Raw genomic sequence first — 19,617 nt, forward strand, 5'->3', positions numbered from 1 at the left:
TTATGTTGAGATTTTTAAACCAGTGCTCCCGCGGTCGCGGAGCGTGGTTGTTGATGGCCCTGACCGCCTTTGCGCTGGAAATGGTTGCGCTGTGGTTCCAGCACGTGATGGGACTCAAGCCCTGCGTGCTGTGCATCTACGAGCGCTGCGCGCTGTTCGGCATTATGGGTGCAGGCCTGGTGGGCGCAATTGCCCCAAAAACGCCGTTGCGCTACGTCGGTATTGCCATCTGGCTGTACAGCGCCTGGAAAGGTATTGAGCTTTCCTGGCAGCACACCATGATGCAGCTGCATCCGTCACCGTTTATGACCTGTGATTTCGCCGCCCGCTTCCCGAGCTGGTTGCCGCTGGATAAGTGGCTTCCGCAGGTGTTTGTCGCATCCGGTGACTGCTCCGTACGTCAGTGGGAATTCCTGACGCTGGAGATGCCGCAGTGGCTGGTGGGCATTTTTGTGGCCTACTTCGTCGTGGCGCTGCTGGTGCTGATCGCTCAGCCGTTCAAACCGAAGAAACGCGATTTGTTTGGAAGGTAAAAGCAAAAACCCGCCCCGGCGGGTTTTTTATTATCACCGATTAGGGTGATTCATGATGTGATCTTCCCAGTCCCGTACCTCGGACTCCTTCACCGCAATGTGGCGTACCGAGATACGCTCGCCGTGCATCGCCGCTTTTGAACCGGTCAGCAGAGGATGCCAGGCCGGTAGATCTTTCCCTTCCGCCAGCAGGCGATACGCGCAGGTGTGCGGCAGCCACTCAAAAGTCGGCAGATTTTCACGGGTGAGCTTGATGCAGTCCGGCTCGAACTCGAAGCGGCGTTCGTAGTTGCGGCACTGGCAGGTTTTAATGTTCAGCTGCCTGCAGGCGACGTTGGTGAAATAGATCTCATCGGAGTCTTCATCCATCAACTTGTGCAGGCAGCACTGCCCGCAGCCGTCGCACAACGATTCCCACTCCGCGTCGGTCATTTGGTCAAGAGTTTTGCTTTGCCAGAAAGGAATGTCGTTCATCAGGATGTCCACACGTCAAAAGAAAGCGCACCTTATAACGAGTCTGGCACGTGGTTGCAAGTTTTGCCGCCCTTTGCAGGCGGCAAGATGCGGTTACAGCACGCGGGTTTTTAGCGACAGGCCGTTAAAACCGACCTCAAGCTCATCGCGGCTGGCGAGCGGGCCCACGCCTTCCGGCGTGCCGGTGAGGATCACATCGCCCGGCTTCAGGGTGAAGAAACGGCTCATGTAGGCGATCAGCGGCACGATCTTGTGGATCATATCTGCCGTGGTGCCCTGCTGGCGGATCTCGCCGTTAACCTTCAGGCTGAGCGGAGTGTCCTGCGGATCGTTGGTAAATTCATTCACCGGAACAAACCCTGAAATCGGACATGCGTTATCAAAGCCTTTGGCTTTTTCCCACGGCTGCCCTGCCTTCTTCATTTTGCCCTGCACGTCGCGCAGGGTCAGATCCAGCGCCACGCCGTAGCCGGCAATCGCTTTCTCGACATGCTCTTCGGAAGCCTGGCGCAGCGTGGCGCCGATCAGCACGGCAAGCTCTACTTCGTGATGTACCGACCCCAGCCCCTGCGGCAGCGCCAGCGGCTGGCGGATGTCGCATAGCGCCGTCTCGGGCTTAATAAACAGGACCGGCTCTTCTGGGGTTGCGCTGCCCATCTCCTGAATATGCTTCGCATAGTTGCTGCCCACGCAGACCACTTTGCTGACGGGATAATCCAGTAATGCACCTTGCCAGTTATGATGTTGATACATGCTCGACCCCTAATCGGTTGATGTGTTATGCCCGAAAACAGCTGAGGCTATTTTTTCCCGGACGCCTCGAGGTGCTGTTTTAATAAATTCTCAGGCGGCGGTGGAAGCTGTAAATAATAGCCCTGCTCGGCTAATGCCGTTTTCACTTTTTCCAGATCGGCATTCACCAGTTTCTTACGGCCGTCCAGCGGCAGCAGCATCGCCAGCTGTGGTCGGCCAAAGTTCTTCATTAATTCTTCCGGCACGCGTGAAAAATCGTCTTTCTTTTCGACATAAAGATAGGTCTGGTCACGGCTTGTACTTCTGTAGATCACACAAAACATGTTTTTACTCTGAATTAATGGGTGGTTGCTTGCCTCAATATACTCCTGACTATAACATGCCTGATACTCTTCGGAATATCGCAGCGAATGGTTGCGGTTAATAGCAAATTGAGTAAGGCCAGGATGTCAAACACGCCCATCGAGCTTAAAGGCAGTAGCTTCACCTTATCAGTGGTTCATTTGCATGATGCAAAACCCGAGGTTATTCGTCAGGCGTTAGAAGACAAAATCGCCCAGGCTCCCGCCTTTCTGAAGCACGCCCCCGTCGTCATCAACGTCAGCGGTCTTGAGGCGCCGGTTAACTGGACACGTCTCCAGCAGGCGGTCTCCTCTACCGGGCTGCGTATTGTCGGCATCAGCGGCTGCAAAGATCCCGAGCTGAAAGCGGAAATCGACCGTGCGGGGCTGCCTCTTCTTAATGAAGGCAAAGAAAAAACCCCACGTGCAGCACCCGCTGCCGTACAAACGCCCCCTCCTGCGGCGCAAAACGTTACCGCTCTCACAAAAACGCGAATGATTGATGTGCCGGTTCGTTCCGGTCAGCGCATTTATGCGCCAAACTGTGATCTAATTGTTACAAGCCACGTCAGCGCTGGCGCAGAGCTTATTGCAGATGGCAATATTCACGTTTACGGTATGATGCGTGGACGTGCGCTCGCGGGCGCAAGTGGCGATCGGGACGCGCAAATATTTTGTACTCATCTGACGGCGGAACTGGTGTCCATCGCAGGTGAATATTGGCTGAGCGACAAGATCCCAGCCGAATTTTATGGCAAAGCGGCTCGCCTGCTTCTGGCAGACGACGCGTTGACCGTTCAACCGTTGAATTAATCCCTTTTTAACAAGGAATTTCTATGGCACGCATTATTGTTGTTACTTCGGGTAAAGGAGGCGTTGGCAAGACCACCTCCAGCGCGGCCATCGCTACTGGTTTGGCCCAGAAGGGAAAGAAAACCGTCGTTATCGACTTCGATATCGGTCTGCGTAACCTCGACCTCATCATGGGATGTGAGCGTCGCGTCGTATATGACTTCGTGAACGTCATTCAGGGCGATGCCACGCTGAACCAGGCGCTGATTAAAGACAAGCGCACCGAGAACCTCTTCATTCTTCCGGCTTCTCAGACGCGTGATAAAGATGCCCTGACCCGTGACGGCGTGGAAAAGGTGCTCGACGAGCTGAAAAAAATGGAGTTCGACTTCATCGTCTGTGACTCCCCTGCCGGCATCGAAACCGGTGCCCTGATGGCGCTCTACTTTGCTGATGAAGCGATCATCACCACCAACCCGGAAGTCTCCTCCGTGCGTGACTCCGACCGTATTCTCGGTATTCTGGCCTCCAAATCCCGCCGTGCGGAAAATGGCCAGGATCCGATCAAAGAGCACCTGCTGCTGACCCGCTATAACCCGGGTCGCGTAAACAAAGGTGACATGCTGAGCATGGAAGACGTGCTGGAGATCCTGCGCATTAAACTGGTTGGCGTTATCCCGGAAGACCAGTCCGTATTACGCGCCTCTAACCAGGGCGAGCCCGTGATCCTTGATACAACGGCAGATGCAGGTAAAGCTTACGCCGATACCGTTGACCGTCTGCTGGGAGAAGAACGTCCTTTCCGCTTCATTGAAGAAGAGAAGAAAGGTTTCCTCAAACGCCTGTTCGGAGGATAAGTTATGGCATTACTGGACTTTTTTCTCTCGCGGAAAAAAAGCACCGCCAACATCGCAAAAGAACGCCTGCAAATTATCGTTGCGGAGCGTCGTCGTAGCGACGCCGAGCCTCACTACCTGCCGCAGCTGCGCAAGGACATCCTGGAAGTGATCTGTAAGTATGTGCAGATTGACCCGGAGATGGTCACCGTACAGCTGGAGCAAAAAGACGGGGATATTTCGATTCTGGAGCTGAACGTAACGCTTCCGGAAGCGGAAGAGTCGCGTCCGTAGGTTCCTGGTGTCGTAGCCCCGGTAAGCGCAGCGCCACCGGGGAGAATATGCCGGGTATATCGCCCGGCATATTTTTATCGCGGATAACCTTCCAGCAAGGTATTCAGGCGATCGGCCATCAATACCCCGCGCCAGCCAGCCATCAGTTCCGGCACGCCATTCTGCGGTTTCAGCTTCCAGTGCCAGTTCAGCAGCTGGTTAATCTGTCTGCGTGACGCCAGCAGTTCAGCGCTCAGCTTGCTTTCCGTTGCGACATCCTGCACCAGCGCTTTGATATCCTTAAATGCTTTACGATAGCCCGGCATATCCATGAGATTCAGCAGCGTTTCAGGCAGTGCGTCCTCCGGCAGCGCCTGCGCTTTGGCGACCAGCGCCAGCAGGGTTTTACCATGGAAACGGATCTCGCTGCCGGAAAGGCCAATGCTGTCCAGTTCGCCCAGGCTGCCCGGCATATAGCGCGCGACCGCCCAGAGATGCTCTTCACGCACCACAAAATTCACGGCCAGATCGCGCTCGCGCGCTTTACGCAAACGCCAGTCCGCTAACAGCTGCAGGCAGGCCAGCTGACGCGTGCGAAGCTGCCAGGCGTTGGTGATATCACGCCAGGCCTCTTTCGGGTCAACCACTTCCTGGCGACGCTGCTGCGTCATACGGCACTCGTCCAGCGCGGCAGACAGCCAGCCGGAGGCTTCCGCCTCTTTCATCAGCTGTCCGGCAATCGGCAGCAGGTAAAACACGTCTGCCGCCGCATATTCCAGCTGACGCTCGGTAAGCGGACGGGCCAGCCAGTCGGTACGGGATTCACTTTTATCCAGCGTCAGGCCCGTGTACTCCTCCACCATGGCGGCAAAGCCCCACGACAGCGGACGGCCGCTGAACGCCGCGAGGATCTGCGTATCAATCAGCGGCTGAGGCATGATGCCAAAGGTGTTAAGAAAGACTTCCAGATCTTCACTGCCCGCGTGCAGATATTTCGTTACCGCAGTATCCAGCAGCAGGTCACGCATCGGCGCCCAGTCGGTAATGCCGAGCGGGTCGATCAGCGAGACGTGCTTACCGTCGTACATCTGTATCAAACCCAGCTGTGGATAATAGGTGCGAGTACGGACAAACTCGGTATCCAGAGCGATGGCAGGAAAGTCGCGCGTCACTTCGCACAGCGAAGCCAGCTCGTCGTTGGTCGTGATCATCTGGTAATTCAAATCGGATTCTCTTTTGTTTGCGCCCATAAAAAACGCCGGCTTAACCGGCGTCTGGGCGATTAACGTGAAGCTCAGGCCTTATTGTCTACTTTGGCACGGGCTTCGTCACGTAATTCTCGTCGTAATATCTTCCCGACGTTGGATTTCGGCAGCTCATCGCGGAATTCCACCAGCTTCGGCACCTTATAGCCCGTCAGCTGACGGCGACAAAACGTTATCAGCGCTTCCTCGGTAAGAGAAGGATCTTTCTTGACCACAAATATCTTCACCGCTTCACCGCTGCTGCCGGAAGGAACGCCCACCGCCGCCACTTCCAGCACGCCGCTGTGCTGCATCACCACGTCTTCGATTTCGTTCGGATAGACGTTGAAGCCGGAAACCAGGATCATATCTTTTTTGCGATCGACGATGCGCAGGAAGCCTTCGTCATCCATCACCGCAATATCGCCGGTGTGAAGCCAGCCGTCTTTAATGATTTCGTCAGTCGCATCAGGACGCTGCCAGTAACCCAGCATCACCTGCGGCCCTCTGACGCACAGCTCGCCCGGCTCGCCGTGAGGCACTTCGTTATCCTCATCATCCACCAGCTTTGCTTCCGTCGACGGGACCGGCAGGCCGATGCTGCCGCTGTGGTAGTCGATATCGTGCGGGTTGACGCTCACCAGCGGGGCACACTCCGTCAGGCCGTAGCCTTCCAGCAGATATTGCCCGGTTAGCTTCACCCAGCGCTCGGCCACCGCCTGCTGAACCGGCATGCCGCCGCCCGCGGAGAGATGCAGCGTGGAGAAATCAAGCTGCTGGAACTCTTTGTTGTTGAGCAGCGCGTTAAACAGGGTGTTCACCCCGGTCATGGCGGTAAACGGGTATTTTGCCAGCTCTTTAACCAGACCCGGGATATCGCGCGGGTTGGTGATCAATACGTTTTGCCCGCCCAGCTCGATAAACAGCAGGCAGTTCATGGTCAGCGCAAAGATGTGATACAGCGGCAGCGCGGTGATTACCAGCTCTTTACCCGGATGCAGCAGCGGCCCGTAGGTGGCATTAACCTGCTCAAGGTTTGCCAGCATGTTGCGGTGGGTCAGCATCGCCCCTTTGGCCACGCCGGTGGTGCCGCCCGTGTATTGGAGGAAGGCCAGGTCTTCGGAGACGACTTCAGGCTTGACGTACTGCATGCGATAGCCCGCATGCAGCGCGCGCCGGAAGGAGATAGCATCCGGCAGATGGTATTTTGGTACCAGACGTTTGACGTATTTAACGACAAAGTTAACCAGCGTCCCTTTGGCGGTGGAAAGCTGATCGCCCATGCGCGTCAGGATGACGTGCTTCACCTGGGTTTTGTCGACCACTTTTTCCAGGGTATGGGCAAAGTTAGAAACAATGACAATCGCCACCGCCCCGCTGTCGTTCAGCTGATGTTCCAGCTCGCGCGGCGTGTAAAGCGGGTTAACGTTGACGACAATCATCCCGGCACGCAGGATGCCAAACAGCGCCACCGGGTATTGCAGCAGGTTCGGCATCATCAGCGCGACGCGATCCCCTTTTTGCAGCCCAAGTCCTTCCTGCAGATAAGCCGCAAACGCCCGGCTACGCTCCTCAAGCTTACGGAACGTCATCACCTCGCCCATATTCACAAATGCGGGCTGGTCTGCGTAACGCCGTACCGAGTGTTCAAATAATTCCACCAGGGATTGATAACGGTCAGGATTGATCTCCGCAGGCACATCTGCGGGATAACGGTTAAGCCAAACCTTTTGCAATGCATCACCTCTGAAATGAGTGTTCGTCGTCATCACAGCCCCGATAATAAACAGTTTGTTAACATTATATTAACTCAGCGTACCAGTTTATTAATTGTTCAGATTGCAGGTTGCGAAGCGCGTCACTCTTTTTTTTCGTTTTATCCGTAAAAAAACAGAGACAGCGGCTGAGCCGCTGTCTCTTTCTTAACAATAACAGTAAGTTACTCAGTTACGATCGTTTGCACCTGTGCAGGGCCCGGGTTATACCAGCCCCATCCCGGATAACCGTAACGATAAGGATGTGGACCCCACATCCACGGGTCGATTGGCTGAGGCGGCATCACCACCTGCTGGGCGATACGCCAGCGCTTATAGCCGTTCACCTGCATGGTCATAAATTTGTACGGCGTGTTGCCGATTTTGCCCTGCACCGAACCGGTAATCGGCCCGACAACGGTTACCAGCTGTCCGCGAAAATCGACCGGGTCGAGGAAACCACTAACGTCGGCATAGATACGCCCGCGAGAGGCTTCACCGAGTACGGGACGCGCGCCGCTGTCGAGCGGTACCGTGGCAATTTCCAGACGGGTTTTCCCCTGCTGGTTCTGCACGTCGATCACTTTCCCACCGAAGCGGGCTTCCTGGCCGACGTAAAGCTCGGGCGCATTCATTACCCGAACCAGATCCTGCTGTGGCGTCGGGCTGCTGCCCTTGATCGCATCAGGTACGGTTACGCAACCGCTCAGTGCTATGGCAACCGCGCCTGCCATAAAAAGGCGTACTACTTTAGTCTGAACCGCCATGATGCGACTCCTTTTTCTCAGTTCCTGTTACTGAGATTCATTCGCGGCCCGGAAGTTTCTTCCACGCGACGGTGTTTCGCAAATAAACCGGCTCCGCATGTTCAACGGCAACGGTTTTTCCTGCTGCAAGCAGTTGACGGGCAATCGGGAGCATATCTTCCGCCGCAGGCAGGAGCATGTTGCCGTCCACCAGCGTCACGCCGGTGCCGCTCGCCATCTCTGGCCACGCCGGCCAGCCCGTGCCGACCGTCGCCCACTCGCCGGACAGCTGCTTCAGGCGTTCAGTAACGGCTTCAGGCTTAAGCACTGCTTCCGTCTCTTCGCCGTGCCAGACGCCGTTTTCATCGCGGGTATATTCCGCCCAGTAAACTTCACCCATGCGAGCGTCAATAGCGGCGAGCACGCGGGTCGCGCCCGTCATGCGCCAGGCTCCCTCCGCCATCGTCGCAAGCGTAGAGACGCCGATCATCGGCAGGTCAGCGCCCAGCGCCAGCCCCTGCGCGATGCCAATCCCAATGCGCACGCCCGTAAAGCTGCCGGGGCCGCGGCCAAAGGCCAGCGCGTCGAGGTCGGTTAAGGTGGTGTTGCCCTGGGTTAAAATGGCTTTTACCAGGGGCAGAATACGCTGGGTGTGTTCCCGTGGACACTCTTCGAAATGAGCAGAAACAGCACCGTCGTTTAACAGAGCAACAGAGCAAGCCTCTGTCGCGGTATCAATAGCCAGAATTCGCATCAGTCGTCGCGCTCTCGCAAGGGTCAGTCACAAAATGGCGCGCATCTTAGCACACTCCGGAGCGAATTACTCCGCCGTTGGGTTTGCCAGGAAACGCACCGCGCGTTTAATGTCCCGCGTACGCGGGGCGGGCGGCAGGCTGGCGAGGAACGTTGCGCCGTAAGGACGCATCACCAGGCGGTTATCGCAGATGACCAGCACGCCGCGATCGGTGACGTCACGGATTAAGCGCCCTACCCCCTGCTTAAGCGTAATGACCGCATCCGGCAGCTGAACCTCGTCAAACGGATCGCCGCCGCGCAGACGGCAGTCTTCCATCCGCGCCTTGAGCAGAGGATCGTCCGGCGACGTGAACGGCAGCTTATCGATGATCACTAGCGAGAGCGTGTCGCCGCGCACGTCCACCCCTTCCCAGAAGCTGCTGGTTGCCACCAGCAGGGCATTACCGGCGCTGACGAACTGCTGCAGCAGCTGGCCTTTGCTGGTTTCGCCCTGCAGCAGCACCGGGAGGGTCATGGTGGCGCGAAACTGCTCGGCGAGATCGCGCATCATGGCGTGTGAGGTGCAGAGCATAAAGCAGCGCCCGTTGTTGGCCTCAATCATCGGCTTGAGCATCGCCGCGAGATGCCGCGCCGCGCCCGGCTGGTTCGGCAGCGGGAGATTGCGTGGCACGCAGAGCAGCGCCTGCTTTTCGTAATCAAACGGGCTGGGCAGCAGCAGTGATTCCGCCTGCTCAATGCCGAGGCGCTCGGTGAAGTGATGCAGATCGTCATTTACAGACAGGGTTGCGGAAGTGAAGATCCAGCTTCCCGGCTTCTGCGCCATCACCTCTTTGAATTTATCGGCCACCGTCAGCGGCGTGAGCGCCAGGGTAAAGTGGCGTGAGGTGCATTCATACCAGTAGCTGTACCCCGGCTGGTTGATCTCTTTTAGCCGTTTGAGCCGCCCGCGATAGAGCGTGGCGCGCTCGAAGGCGGCGTCAAGCAGCGCGGAGCGTCCGAGGGACAGCTTCGCCACGTCGTAGCAGAGCTCAAGTGCATCATCGAGCAGCAGCAGCGCGCGCTGGATATTTTTGTCCGCCAGCAGTTCGCGCAGGTTGCCGCGATAGCCCGGCTCGCCAAGCTGTAAGCGGAAATCCTGCGCGCTTTGCGCCAGACGGTCGGCGCACTTCTGCAACTGCTGGGTATCTTTGAGTTCGGTACGGTAGGCAATGGTAAAATCTTTCGCCAGATCCTGTAGCTGGCGGCTGGAGAGCGACTGGCCGAAATACTGGCTGGCGATATCCGGCAACTGATGGGCTTCATCGAAGATCATCACGTCCGCCTCCGGGATCAGCTCGCCGAAACCGCTGTCCTTAACCACCATGTCCGCGAGGAACAGGTGGTGGTTCACCACCACCACGTCTGCGTCCATCGCGGTTTTGCGCGCTTTCACTACAAAACAGTCTTTATACAGCGGGCAGTCGCTGCCGAGGCAGTTGTCGTTGGTGCTGGTCACCAGCGGCCAGGCCGGGGAGTCTTCCGGCACGCTCGCGCAGGTGCTGATATCGCCCTCTTCGGTCTGGTTCGCCCAGGCGCGCAGGATAATGACGTCGCTCAGGGTTTGTACCGGCAAATCGCCGCCGGCCAGCGCCTGCTGTTCGAGTCGCTCCAGGCAGAGATAGTTGGAGCGTCCCTTCAGCAGGGCCAGACGCCCTTTGTATTTCAGCGCTTTCGCAACCGTGGGCAAGTCGCGGCTGTAGAGCTGATCCTGCAGCGCTTTCGATCCGGTGGAAATTATCACCTTCTTTTTCGCCCGCAGCGCCGGCGCAAGGTAAGCATAGGTCTTACCCGTGCCGGTTCCGGCTTCAACCACCAGCGGCTGGGCCTGATCAATGGCGCGGGCAACGGCGTGCGCCATCTGTCGCTGAGGCTCACGGGGCTTGAAGCCGGGGATCGCCTGCGCTAATTGACCTTCAGGGGAAAAATCGTCTGCCACGTTGCTCTCTCACTGTATTTTTGCACAGGGATTATGTCAGCCCATCTTCTCCTGTGCCACCCCAAATAGTGACGACGGCAGAACAATATGGCAGTCTTGCCGCCTGACGACGAAAAATAACGAGGAAACGTTTATGACAATTGTGCGCATTGATGCCGAAGCCCGCTGGTCTGATGTGGTGATCCATAACCAGACGCTGTATTACACCGGTGTACCGTCAAATCTGGACGCGGATGCGTTCGAACAGACGGCGAATACCCTGGCGCAGATTGATGCCGTGCTGGAAAAACAGGGCAGCGATAAATCCCGCATTCTGGATGCGACCATTTTCCTGGCAAATAAAGACGATTTCGCGGCGATGAACAAAGCCTGGGATGCGTGGGTGGTAGCGGGTCACGCGCCTGTACGCTGCACCGTACAGGCCACGCTGATGAAACCGGAATACAAGGTTGAGATCAAGATTATCGCGGCTGTTTAAGCCCGATTACTCTTCATCTTCATCCTCAAAACGCGCCACGATCCGCTCGCCGGTATGGGTGGCGCGCAGCTCCTCCGCCACCTGGGAAATCGCCTGTCCGCTGCTCATCCCCTGGGACATCAGTTCCTGAATTCGCTCAACCGCTTTCTGCTGTTGTTCATGGCTCAGAGAAGGTAAACCTGCAAACATCGTCAACTCCTGCTAAATTATTCGCGCTAATTATTTCACGCTGCCCGGTAGTATGCCATACATGAACATGCGCTTCCCCACTGTTGTTACCTTACCCTGGCGCGCTGACGCCGCTGAGTTCTGGTTTGCCCGTCTGAGCCATCTTCCTTTTGCCATGCTGCTGCACTCCGGCCATGCGGATCACCCGTACAGCCGCTTCGATATTCTGGTGGCCGATCCCCTGAAAACGCTGACGACCGACGATCTGTCGACGACGGACGATCCGCTGATGCAGCTTCAGCAGGAAATCAACGCGCTGGGCTTATCCGCTACCCCTAACCTGGACCTGCCCTTCCAGGGCGGCGCGCTGGGCCTGTTTGGCTACGATTTGGGTCGCCGCTTCGAGATGCTGCCCGAGCATGCGCAGGCGGATATTGCCCTGCCGGACATGGCCGTGGGGCTGTATGACTGGGCGTTGATTGTGGACCACCAGAAAAAAAGGGTCTCCCTGCTGAGCCATGATGACGTGCAGGCGCGTCTGGCCTGGCTTGAGGCACAACAGCCTGCTCCAGCTGAAGCGTTCACCCTGACCTCCGGCTGGCGCTCGAACATGACCGCGCTGGAATACGCGGAAAAATTCTCCCGCGTGCAGGCCTATCTGCAAAGCGGCGACTGCTATCAGGTTAACCTTGCCCAGCGTTTCCAGGCAGCATACCAGGGGGACGAGTGGCAGGCGTTTACCCGTCTCAATGCCAGCAACAGGGCTCCGTTCAGCGCGTTTGTACGTCTGGAACAGGGGGCCATCCTCAGCCTGTCGCCGGAGCGTTTTATCCATCTGGCGGAAGGGACGATTCAGACCCGCCCGATTAAAGGCACGCTGCCGCGCCTTGCCGATCCGGACGCCGATCGCCAGCAGGCGGAGAAACTCGCCGGGTCACCGAAGGATCGCGCCGAAAACCTGATGATTGTCGACCTGATGCGTAACGATATTGGCCGGGTCGCCGAACCAGGCAGCGTGCGCGTGCCGGAGCTGTTCGTCGTCGAACCTTTCCCGGCAGTGCATCATCTGGTCAGTACCATCACCGCGCGTCTGCCCGCCTCTCGCACCGCCTGCGATCTGCTCCGGGCCGCGTTCCCGGGTGGCTCCATCACCGGTGCGCCAAAAATTCGCGCCATGGAAATCATCGACGAACTGGAACCGCACCGCCGCAACGCCTGGTGCGGCAGCATCGGCTATATCAGCCTGTGCGGCACCATGGATACCAGCATTACCATTCGCACGCTGACGGCCTGCGGCGGCAATCTGTACTGTTCTGCGGGCGGCGGCATTGTGGCGGACAGCCAGGTCGAGGCGGAATATCAGGAAACCTTTGATAAGGTGAACCGCATCCTGAAGCAACTGGAGAACTAACGGTGGAGAAAGAGAACCTGACGCTGGATGATTTTCTGTCGCGCTTTCAGCTGCTACGGCCGCAGGTCAACCGCGCCACGCTGAATCAGCGTCAGGCGGCGGTGCTGATCCCGGTGGTGCGCCGGGAACAGCCGGGCCTGCTGCTTACGCAGCGTTCGCCGCATATGCGCAAACACGCCGGTCAGGTGGCCTTTCCGGGAGGGGCGGTGGACAGCACCGATGCGTCGCTGATTGCCGCCGCGCTGCGGGAAGCGCAGGAGGAGGTGGCGATCCCGCCTGACGCGGTGGAAGTCATCGGCGTGCTGCCGCCCGTCGACAGCGTGACCGGCTTTCAGGTCACGCCGGTCGTCGGCATTATCCCCCCCAATCTTCAGTATCACGCCAGCGTCGACGAAGTTTCTGCGGTGTTTGAGATGCCGCTTGAAGAGGCGCTCCGGCTAAGCCGCTATCATCCGCTGGATATCCATCGCCGGGGGCACGACCATCGGGTCTGGTTGTCCTGGTATCAGCATTATTTTGTCTGGGGCATGACGGCGGGCATCATTCGTGAACTGGCGCTACAAATCGGCCTGAAGCCTTGACTATACTTTACATTCCAGCCTTTTTTGCAGGTTTGCGATCCGCGTCGCGCTATTAGCAAAACCCATCGTTAACCATTAGTTTAATTCATGTGAATAGTTAAGCCGAGGTTGGTGTTCCCTCTTACACTATGCGCAGTTATAACATCGTTACTGGAACCCCGGTAACCCTGTCAGGAGTGTGAAAGTGATTAGTATATTCGACATGTTCAAAGTGGGGATTGGTCCTTCTTCTTCCCACACTGTAGGGCCGATGAAGGCCGGTAAACAGTTCGTCGATGATCTGGTCGAAAAAGGATTACTGGAAAGCGTTACCCGTGTCGCCGTAGACGTTTACGGTTCACTGTCATTAACGGGTAAAGGCCACCACACCGATATCGCCATTATTATGGGTCTGGCGGGCAATATGCCGGACACTGTTGATATTGATGCCATCCCGGCATTCATCCGCGACGTGGAAGCGCGCGGTCGCCTGCTGCTGGCTAACGGTCAGCACGAAGTGGATTTCCCGCAGGATGACGGCATGCGTTTTCGCAGCGACAACCTGCCGCTGCATGAAAACGGCATGACTATCCACGCCTGGAGCGGCGAAAAAGAGATCTACAGCAAAACCTACTACTCCATCGGCGGTGGCTTCATCGTTGACGAAGAGCATTTCGGTAAAGAGAGCGCGGGCGACGTGAACGTGCCCTATCCGTTCAAATCGGCCACCGAGATGCTGGGCTACTGCAAAGAGACCGGTTTGTCGCTGTCCGGCATGGTGATGCAGAACGAGCTGGCGCTGCACAGCAAAAAAGAGATCGAAGACTATTTTGCCAACGTGTGGCAAACCATGCGCGCCTGTATCGATCGCGGGATGAACACCGAAGGCGTACTGCCAGGGCCACTGCGCGTGCCGCGTCGTGCCTCTGCCCTGCGCCGTATGCTGGTGACCACGGACAAATTCTCTAACGACCCGATGAACGTAGTTGACTGGGTGAACATGTTTGCTCTGGCGGTGAACGAAGAGAACGCCGCGGGGGGGCGCGTCGTGACTGCGCCAACCAACGGCGCGTGCGGGATCGTTCCGGCGGTGCTGGCCTACTACGATCACTTTATCGAGCCTGTGACGCCGGATATTTATATCCGTTATTTCCTCGCGGCAGGCGCTATCGGCGCGCTGTACAAGATGAACGCGTCCATTTCAGGCGCTGAAGTGGGCTGTCAGGGTGAAGTAGGCGTGGCCTGCTCCATGGCGGCGGCCGGTCTGGCCGAGCTGCTGGGCGCAAGCCCTGAACAGGTTTGCGTGGCGGCGGAAATTGGCATGGAGCATAACCTCGGTCTGACCTGTGATCCGGTCGCAGGCCAGGTGCAGGTGCCGTGCATTGAGCGTAACGCGATTGCCTCCGTCAAAGCGATTAACGCCTCGCGCATGGCGATGCGCCGTACCAGCGAACCACGCGTGTCGTTGGATAAGGTTATCGAAACCATGTACGAAACCGGCAAAGACATGAACGCGAAGTACCGTGAAACGTCGCGCGGCGGTCTGGCCATTAAGGTGCAGTGCGACTAATCCCTCTCTTTCGCCCATCCGCAACGGATGGGCGAATTTCTCCCTTCATTCTCGTCTCCTTCTTCTTTCCCCACTACACTTTTACGGTCGCGGCTGCTCGCGCTCGGCCTGACATCAGGCAGCGGCTAAATAGCGAACGGGTTGAGAGAGAAGCAGGCGCGGTAGTAACGCCACAATGGCTGGCGGGAAAATCTTCCCCGCCAGAAGATCGTAACGGGCACATCGTACCCGTTAAGCAGACTTATTCGTCTTCGTCGTGTGCAGACTGTTCTTTAACAATGCGGACCAGATCGACGCGGTAGTCGTTAGCTTCAACGATAGTGATGTGCAATGGAGGAAGCTCGATCACATCCCCGACGCGCGGGATCTGACCGTTTACGGCGATAACCAGCCCCGCCACGGTTGCGATGTCTTCTTCATCGTTAACCACGTTTTCCAGCCCCAGCGTATGCGAAAGCGCGTGCAGGTCGGTCGCACCTTTGACCAGCCAGCCTTCGCCGTCGGCCACAATCTCAGGCGTTTCGTCTTCATCCGGGAATTCACCGGCAATCGCTTCAAGCACGTCCAGCGGCGTCACCAGCCCCTGTACCACACCAAACTCGTTGGTGACGATAACAAAGCTACCGCGCGCGCGACGCAATACGCCCAGCAGGTTGATCGGATCCAGCGTTTCCGGTACGACAATCGCCGGCGACGAAGCTGCAATGGCCTCCACGTTGACGCCCTCTTCCAGCGCCACCAGCATCTCTTTCGCCCGCACCACGCCGATGATTTCATCCAGTTCACCGCGACACACCGGGAACAGGCTGTGCGGAGATGAGAGCAATTGCTGACGAATTTCATCAACGCTCAGGTTCGCATCGACCCAGCTAATTTCCCCGCGCGGCGTCATGATGCCGCGCAGCGAGCGGGAAGCCAGGGAGAGCACGCCGTTAATCATGTAGCGTTCTTCTTCCACAAACGCCCCTTCCGGAACCGGCACCGGGTTACGGTTTTCAGGGTCAGACTGGACGTTCACCTGACGGCGTCCGCCCATCAGGCGCAGAATGGCGTCCGCCGTACGGGCGCGCAGCGGCTGATTTGACTGCTGCTTAATAAAGTTACGGCGCGCAATCTGGTTGAACAGTTCGATCAGGATCGAGAAGCCAATCGCGGCGTACAGGTAGCCTTTCGGAATATGGAAGCCGAAACCTTCCGCCACCAGGCTCAAACCAATCATCAGCAGGAAGCTCAGACAGAGCACGACCACCGTCGGATGCTGGTTGACGAAGCGCGTCAGCGGTTTCGAGGCCAGCAGCATCACCGCCATCGCAATCACGACAGCCGCCATCATCACCGGCAGGTGGTTCACCATACCGACCGCGGTAATCACCGCATCCAGCGAGAAGACTGCATCCAGCACCACAATTTGCAGCACCACGACCCAGAAGCTGGCGTAGCCCTTACCGTGACCATCATCATGCTGCCGGTTCTCCAGCCGTTCATGCAGCTCTGTTGTCGCTTTGAAGAGCAGGAATATCCCCCCGATTAGCATGATCAAATCACGGCCGGAGAAGGTGTAGTCCATGACGGAGAAGAGCGGTTTGGTCAGCGTGACCATCCACGAGATAACGGAGAGCAGCCCCAGTCGCATGACCAGCGCCAGCGAGAGTCCAATCAGACGCGCTTTATCACGCTGTTTTGGCGGCAGCTTGTCCGCAAGGATGGCGATAAATACCAGGTTATCGATGCCGAGAACGATCTCCAGTACGACCAGCGTGAGCAGTCCCACCCAGATTGACGGGTCCATTAAGAATTCCATGACAAGCTCCTGCTAAAGGAATGACAAAACGGTGCCCCACTCAACGTGGGCAAATAAGAGGCAGACAGAGTTGATACGTGGCGTGGTTCGCCGGTGAAAAAGGCGCGGAATAGCCTGATAGATGACTGACGTCGGTGACGGTCCATATAGTGGGCTGTAGCCCTATACTCCTGAACAAGTAAACGGAGGCTAAACATATCAGAGACAATAGGTTTTACGCAAAGATTTACGTTCCTTTGCAAAAACGCATTAAGACTAAATTTGTGTTGAGAATTTTCTCGATCGGGAAAGCTAAATTACGGATCTTCATCACATAAATTATTTTTTCACTGTCTAAAATAATTCGCGGAAGTCTTAGTTTATTGAACTCTAACCCTTATCTGAATCGATTCGGTTCGCCAATACGATTCTCAGTACGTCTGCCCGGCAGGCGTATTAATGATAATAAAAGGAGGTAGCAAGTGACCATTGCTATTGTCATAGGCACACATGGTTGGGCTGCTGAGCAGCTACTCAAAACGGCAGAGATGCTGTTGGGCGAGCAGGAAAACGTCGGCTGGATCGATTTCGTTCCCGGTGAAAATGCCGAGACGCTGATTGAGAAGTACAACGCTCAACTCGCGAAGCTGGATACCAGCAAAGGCGTGCTGTTTCTCGTCGATACATGGGGCGGCAGTCCGTTTAATGCTGCCAGCCGCATTGTCGTCGATAAAGAGCATTATGAAGTCGTCGCCGGGGTAAACATTCCCATGCTGGTGGAAACCTTTATGGCGCGCGACGACAACCCAGGCTTCGATGAGCTGGTCGCGCTGGCCGTTGAAACCGGCCGCGAAGGGGTGAAAGCCCTGAAGGCTCAGCCGGTTGAAAAACCCGCCCCTGCCCCGGCTGCGGCGGCACCGAAAGCAGCGGCACCGGCAAAACCGATGGGACCGAACGATTACATGGTTATCGGCCTGGCGCGTATTGATGACCGTCTGATTCACGGACAGGTTGCGACTCGCTGGACCAAAGAGACCAACGTACAGCGTATCATCGTGGTCAGTGACGAAGTGGCCGCCGACACTGTCCGTAAAACCCTTCTGACTCAGGTTGCACCACCGGGGGTTACCGCGCACGTGGTGGATGTCGCCAAGATGATCCGCGTTTACAACAACCCGAAATACGCGGGTGAACGCGTGATGCTCCTGTTTACTAACCCGACAGACGTCGAGCGCATTGTTGAAGGCGGCGTGAAAATCACCTCCGTGAACATCGGCGGTATGGCTTTCCGTCAGGGCAAAACGCAGGTCAACAACGCGATTTCAGTTGATGCGAAAGATATCGAGGCGTTCAACAAGCTGAATGCCCGCGGTATTGAGCTGGAAGCCCGTAAGGTTTCCACTGACCAGAAACTGAAAATGATGGATTTGATCGGTAAAGTTGGGAAATAAGCCCGCGCCGGTTTTTCACATAAAGCTTATGTTATAGGAGAAGTACAATGGAGATTACCACTCTTCAGATTGTGCTGGTGTTCATCGTCGCGTGTATTGCGGGTATGGAATCCGTACTTGATGAATTTCAGTTCCACCGCCCTCTGGTGGCCTGTACGTTGATCGGTGCCGTTCTGGGTGATATGAAAACCGGTATCATCATCGGTGGTACGCTGGAAATGATCGCCCTGGGCTGGATGAACATCGGTGCCGCCGTTGCGCCTGATGCCGCACTGGCCTCTATCATCTCAACCGTTCTGGTTATTGCCGGTCATCAGAGTATTGGTGCAGGTATTGCCCTTGCCATTCCTCTGGCCGCAGCAGGCCAGGTGCTGACCATCATCGTTCGTACCATCACCGTGGCCTTCCAGCACGCGGCGGATAAGGCGGCCGAGAACGGCAACCTCACGGCACTCTCCTGGATCCACGTGTCGTCCCTGTTCCTGCAGGCGATGCGTATCGCAATCCCGGCGGTTATCGTTGCGATCTCTGTCGGCACCAGTGAAGTTCAGGGCATGCTGAACGCGATTCCTGAAGTGGTCACCAGCGGTCTTAACATCGCGGGCGGTATGATCGTCGTGGTAGGTTACGCGATGGTCATCAACATGATGCGCGCGGGCTACCTGATGCCGTTCTTCTACCTCGGCTTCGTCACCGCAGCATTCACCAACTTCAACCTGGTTGCGCTGGGCGTGATTGGTGCCGTGATGGCGATTCTCTACATCCAGCTCAGCCCCAAATACAACCGCGTTGCGGGTGCCCCAGCGCAGGCTGCTGGTAACAACGATCTCGATAACGAACTGGACTAACAGGTGAGCGAAATGGTTGATATGACAAAAACTACCACCGAGAAAAAACTCACTCCGGGTGATATTCGTGGCGTGTTCATCCGTTCTAACCTGTTTCAGGGTTCATGGAACTTCGAACGTATGCAGGCGCTGGGCTTCTGCTTCTCTATGGTGCCGGCGATAAAACGCCTCTACCCTGAGAACAACGAAGCACGCCGTCAGGCGATTAAGCGTCACCTGGAATTCTTCAACACCCATCCTTACGTCGCGGCTCCGGTTCTGGGCGTGACGCTGGCGATGGAAGAGCAGCGTGCGAACGGCGCGGAGATTGACGATGGTGCCATCAACGGTATCAAAGTCGGTCTGATGGGTCCGCTGGCCGGCGTGGGCGACCCTATCTTCTGGGGTACTGTTCGTCCGGTCTTCGCGGCGCTGGGTGCCGGGATCGCGATGAGCGGCAGCCTGCTCGGTCCTCTGCTGTTCTTTATCCTGTTCAACGCGGTACGTCTGCTGACCCGTTACTACGGCGTGGCCTACGGCTACCGTAAGGGCGTGGACATCGTTAAGGATATGGGCGGCGGCTTCCTGCAGAAACTGACCGAGGGGGCGTCTATTCTCGGCCTGTTTGTGATGGGGGCGCTGGTTAACAAGTGGACGCACGTGAACATCCCGCTGGTGGTTTCAACCATCACCGGTCAGGATGGTCAAACCCGCGTCACCACCGTGCAGACGATTCTGGACCAGCTGATGCCTGGCCTGGTGCCGCTGCTGTTGACCTTCGCCTGTATGTGGCTGCTGCGTAAGAAAGTGAACCCGCTGTGGATCATCGTTGGCTTCTTCGTCATCGGTATCGCGGGCTACGCTGTCGGCCTGCTGGGCCTGTAAAACATTGCGT

At 56.9% G+C, this 19,617-nt stretch carries 21 protein-coding genes; 11 read left to right on the forward strand and 10 right to left on the reverse strand.

Annotation, left to right across the window (positions count from 1 at the left end; all coding sequences use genetic code 11):
• The first annotated feature begins 2 nt into the window (after positions 1 to 2).
• Positions 3 to 533, forward strand: coding sequence for a disulfide bond formation protein DsbB (gene dsbB / locus INF73_RS14760; RefSeq protein WP_028013517.1), 531 nt, complete (start codon positions 3 to 5; stop codon positions 531 to 533).
• A 33-nt stretch (positions 534 to 566) separates the two neighbouring features.
• Here the strand turns inward: dsbB and INF73_RS14765 are convergent, their stop codons facing one another.
• From INF73_RS14765 to INF73_RS14775, 3 genes are all read right to left on the reverse strand, one after another.
• Complete coding sequence (locus INF73_RS14765; RefSeq protein ID WP_028013518.1) at positions 567 to 1,007, reverse strand: YcgN family cysteine cluster protein; 441 nt, start codon at positions 1,005 to 1,007, stop codon at positions 567 to 569.
• A gap of 93 nt (positions 1,008 to 1,100) precedes the next feature.
• Positions 1,101 to 1,760, reverse strand: coding sequence for a fumarylacetoacetate hydrolase family protein (locus tag INF73_RS14770; protein ID WP_193540572.1), 660 nt, complete (start codon positions 1,758 to 1,760; stop codon positions 1,101 to 1,103).
• A gap of 47 nt (positions 1,761 to 1,807) precedes the next feature.
• Complete coding sequence (locus INF73_RS14775; RefSeq protein WP_041909499.1) at positions 1,808 to 2,083, reverse strand: YcgL domain-containing protein; 276 nt, start codon at positions 2,081 to 2,083, stop codon at positions 1,808 to 1,810.
• 123 nt (positions 2,084 to 2,206) lie between these two features.
• Between INF73_RS14775 and minC the strand changes: the two genes are divergently transcribed.
• The 3 genes from minC to minE are packed head-to-tail and all read left to right on the forward strand — an operon-like array spanning position 2,207 to position 4,023.
• Complete coding sequence (gene minC / locus INF73_RS14780) at positions 2,207 to 2,914, forward strand: septum site-determining protein MinC (RefSeq protein WP_028013521.1); 708 nt, start codon at positions 2,207 to 2,209, stop codon at positions 2,912 to 2,914.
• A 23-nt stretch (positions 2,915 to 2,937) separates the two neighbouring features.
• Complete coding sequence (gene minD / locus INF73_RS14785; RefSeq protein ID WP_045260291.1) at positions 2,938 to 3,750, forward strand: septum site-determining protein MinD; 813 nt, start codon at positions 2,938 to 2,940, stop codon at positions 3,748 to 3,750.
• 3 nt (positions 3,751 to 3,753) lie between these two features.
• Positions 3,754 to 4,023 carry a cell division topological specificity factor MinE gene (gene minE / locus INF73_RS14790; protein ID WP_010432714.1) on the forward strand — a complete coding sequence of 90 codons (270 nt, stop codon included), beginning with the start codon at positions 3,754 to 3,756 and terminating at the stop codon, positions 4,021 to 4,023.
• A 74-nt stretch (positions 4,024 to 4,097) separates the two neighbouring features.
• Here minE and rnd read toward each other — a convergent pair whose 3' ends face one another.
• The 5 genes from rnd to INF73_RS14815 form a co-directional block, all read right to left on the reverse strand.
• Positions 4,098 to 5,225, reverse strand: coding sequence for a ribonuclease D (rnd, locus tag INF73_RS14795; RefSeq protein ID WP_028013523.1), 1,128 nt, complete (start codon positions 5,223 to 5,225; stop codon positions 4,098 to 4,100).
• A gap of 71 nt (positions 5,226 to 5,296) precedes the next feature.
• Positions 5,297 to 6,982 (reverse strand): long-chain-fatty-acid--CoA ligase FadD, encoded by a 1,686-nt coding sequence (gene fadD / locus INF73_RS14800; RefSeq protein ID WP_072252102.1) that lies wholly within the window; start codon positions 6,980 to 6,982, stop codon positions 5,297 to 5,299.
• Positions 6,983 to 7,185: 203 nt separating this feature from the next.
• Positions 7,186 to 7,767 (reverse strand): Slp family lipoprotein, encoded by a 582-nt coding sequence (locus tag INF73_RS14805; protein ID WP_041909497.1) that lies wholly within the window; start codon positions 7,765 to 7,767, stop codon positions 7,186 to 7,188.
• Between the two features lie 37 nt (positions 7,768 to 7,804).
• Positions 7,805 to 8,500, reverse strand: coding sequence for a tRNA (adenosine(37)-N6)-threonylcarbamoyltransferase complex dimerization subunit type 1 TsaB (gene tsaB / locus INF73_RS14810; protein ID WP_047367799.1), 696 nt, complete (start codon positions 8,498 to 8,500; stop codon positions 7,805 to 7,807).
• A gap of 66 nt (positions 8,501 to 8,566) precedes the next feature.
• Positions 8,567 to 10,477, reverse strand: coding sequence for an ATP-dependent DNA helicase (locus INF73_RS14815; RefSeq protein ID WP_182035259.1), 1,911 nt, complete (start codon positions 10,475 to 10,477; stop codon positions 8,567 to 8,569).
• 133 nt (positions 10,478 to 10,610) lie between these two features.
• Here INF73_RS14815 and INF73_RS14820 point away from each other — a divergent pair, with 133 nt between their 5' ends.
• A complete protein-coding gene (locus INF73_RS14820) occupies positions 10,611 to 10,955 on the forward strand; it encodes a RidA family protein (RefSeq protein WP_028013528.1) in 345 nt (114 codons plus the stop codon).
• Between the two features lie 6 nt (positions 10,956 to 10,961).
• Here INF73_RS14820 and INF73_RS14825 read toward each other — a convergent pair whose 3' ends face one another.
• Positions 10,962 to 11,144: a YoaH family protein gene (locus INF73_RS14825; RefSeq protein WP_008500497.1), complete on the reverse strand. Its 183-nt coding sequence runs from the start codon at positions 11,142 to 11,144 to the stop codon at positions 10,962 to 10,964.
• A gap of 61 nt (positions 11,145 to 11,205) precedes the next feature.
• On the opposite strand from INF73_RS14825, the gene pabB reads away from it, so the two are divergent.
• The 3 genes from pabB to sdaA all read left to right on the forward strand — a co-directional run bounded on the left by pabB (position 11,206) and on the right by sdaA (position 14,664).
• Positions 11,206 to 12,534 (forward strand): aminodeoxychorismate synthase component 1, encoded by a 1,329-nt coding sequence (gene pabB, locus INF73_RS14830; protein WP_028013529.1) that lies wholly within the window; start codon positions 11,206 to 11,208, stop codon positions 12,532 to 12,534.
• 2 nt (positions 12,535 to 12,536) lie between these two features.
• Positions 12,537 to 13,115: a CoA pyrophosphatase gene (locus tag INF73_RS14835; RefSeq protein ID WP_028013530.1), complete on the forward strand. Its 579-nt coding sequence runs from the start codon at positions 12,537 to 12,539 to the stop codon at positions 13,113 to 13,115.
• Positions 13,116 to 13,299: 184 nt separating this feature from the next.
• Positions 13,300 to 14,664 (forward strand): L-serine ammonia-lyase, encoded by a 1,365-nt coding sequence (gene sdaA, locus INF73_RS14840; RefSeq protein ID WP_028013531.1) that lies wholly within the window; start codon positions 13,300 to 13,302, stop codon positions 14,662 to 14,664.
• A gap of 241 nt (positions 14,665 to 14,905) precedes the next feature.
• Here the strand turns inward: sdaA and yoaE are convergent, their stop codons facing one another.
• Positions 14,906 to 16,465, reverse strand: coding sequence for a CNNM family cation transport protein YoaE (gene yoaE / locus INF73_RS14845; RefSeq protein ID WP_028013532.1), 1,560 nt, complete (start codon positions 16,463 to 16,465; stop codon positions 14,906 to 14,908).
• 461 nt (positions 16,466 to 16,926) lie between these two features.
• On the opposite strand from yoaE, the gene manX reads away from it, so the two are divergent.
• Genes manX through INF73_RS14860 form a run of 3 tightly spaced genes read left to right on the forward strand, consistent with a single transcriptional unit; the run spans position 16,927 to position 19,607 of the window.
• Positions 16,927 to 17,895, forward strand: a complete 969-nt coding sequence (gene manX, locus INF73_RS14850; protein WP_028013533.1) for a PTS mannose transporter subunit IIAB — start codon at positions 16,927 to 16,929, stop codon at positions 17,893 to 17,895.
• 47 nt (positions 17,896 to 17,942) lie between these two features.
• Positions 17,943 to 18,743 (forward strand): PTS mannose transporter subunit IIC, encoded by an 801-nt coding sequence (gene manY / locus INF73_RS14855; protein WP_003859914.1) that lies wholly within the window; start codon positions 17,943 to 17,945, stop codon positions 18,741 to 18,743.
• 12 nt (positions 18,744 to 18,755) lie between these two features.
• Entirely contained in the window at positions 18,756 to 19,607 is an 852-nt protein-coding gene (locus INF73_RS14860) for a PTS mannose transporter subunit IID (RefSeq protein ID WP_006810994.1), read from the forward strand.
• Positions 19,608 to 19,617: the final 10 nt, after the last annotated feature.

The organism is Enterobacter cloacae complex sp. P6RS, assembly GCF_014982245.1.
In the GTDB taxonomy this organism is placed as follows: Bacteria; Pseudomonadota; Gammaproteobacteria; order Enterobacterales; family Enterobacteriaceae; genus Enterobacter; species Enterobacter bugandensis.

Coding starts and splice junctions, on each gene's coding strand:
- INF73_RS14775 (WP_041909499.1), bottom strand. CDS start 2,083: ATGTTTTGTGTGATCTACAGAAGTACAAGCCGTGACCAGACCTATCTT.
- yoaE (WP_028013532.1), bottom strand. CDS start 16,465: ATGGAATTCTTAATGGACCCGTCAATCTGGGTGGGACTGCTCACGCTG.
- INF73_RS14860 (WP_006810994.1), top strand. CDS start 18,756: ATGGTTGATATGACAAAAACTACCACCGAGAAAAAACTCACTCCGGGT.
- manY (WP_003859914.1), top strand. CDS start 17,943: ATGGAGATTACCACTCTTCAGATTGTGCTGGTGTTCATCGTCGCGTGT.
- minE (WP_010432714.1), top strand. CDS start 3,754: ATGGCATTACTGGACTTTTTTCTCTCGCGGAAAAAAAGCACCGCCAAC.
- tsaB (WP_047367799.1), bottom strand. CDS start 8,500: ATGCGAATTCTGGCTATTGATACCGCGACAGAGGCTTGCTCTGTTGCT.
- minC (WP_028013521.1), top strand. CDS start 2,207: ATGTCAAACACGCCCATCGAGCTTAAAGGCAGTAGCTTCACCTTATCA.
- INF73_RS14820 (WP_028013528.1), top strand. CDS start 10,611: ATGACAATTGTGCGCATTGATGCCGAAGCCCGCTGGTCTGATGTGGTG.
- minD (WP_045260291.1), top strand. CDS start 2,938: ATGGCACGCATTATTGTTGTTACTTCGGGTAAAGGAGGCGTTGGCAAG.
- pabB (WP_028013529.1), top strand. CDS start 11,206: ATGAACATGCGCTTCCCCACTGTTGTTACCTTACCCTGGCGCGCTGAC.
- dsbB (WP_028013517.1), top strand. CDS start 3: ATGTTGAGATTTTTAAACCAGTGCTCCCGCGGTCGCGGAGCGTGGTTG.
- INF73_RS14765 (WP_028013518.1), bottom strand. CDS start 1,007: ATGAACGACATTCCTTTCTGGCAAAGCAAAACTCTTGACCAAATGACC.
- INF73_RS14825 (WP_008500497.1), bottom strand. CDS start 11,144: ATGTTTGCAGGTTTACCTTCTCTGAGCCATGAACAACAGCAGAAAGCG.
- INF73_RS14770 (WP_193540572.1), bottom strand. CDS start 1,760: ATGTATCAACATCATAACTGGCAAGGTGCATTACTGGATTATCCCGTC.
- INF73_RS14805 (WP_041909497.1), bottom strand. CDS start 7,767: ATGGCGGTTCAGACTAAAGTAGTACGCCTTTTTATGGCAGGCGCGGTT.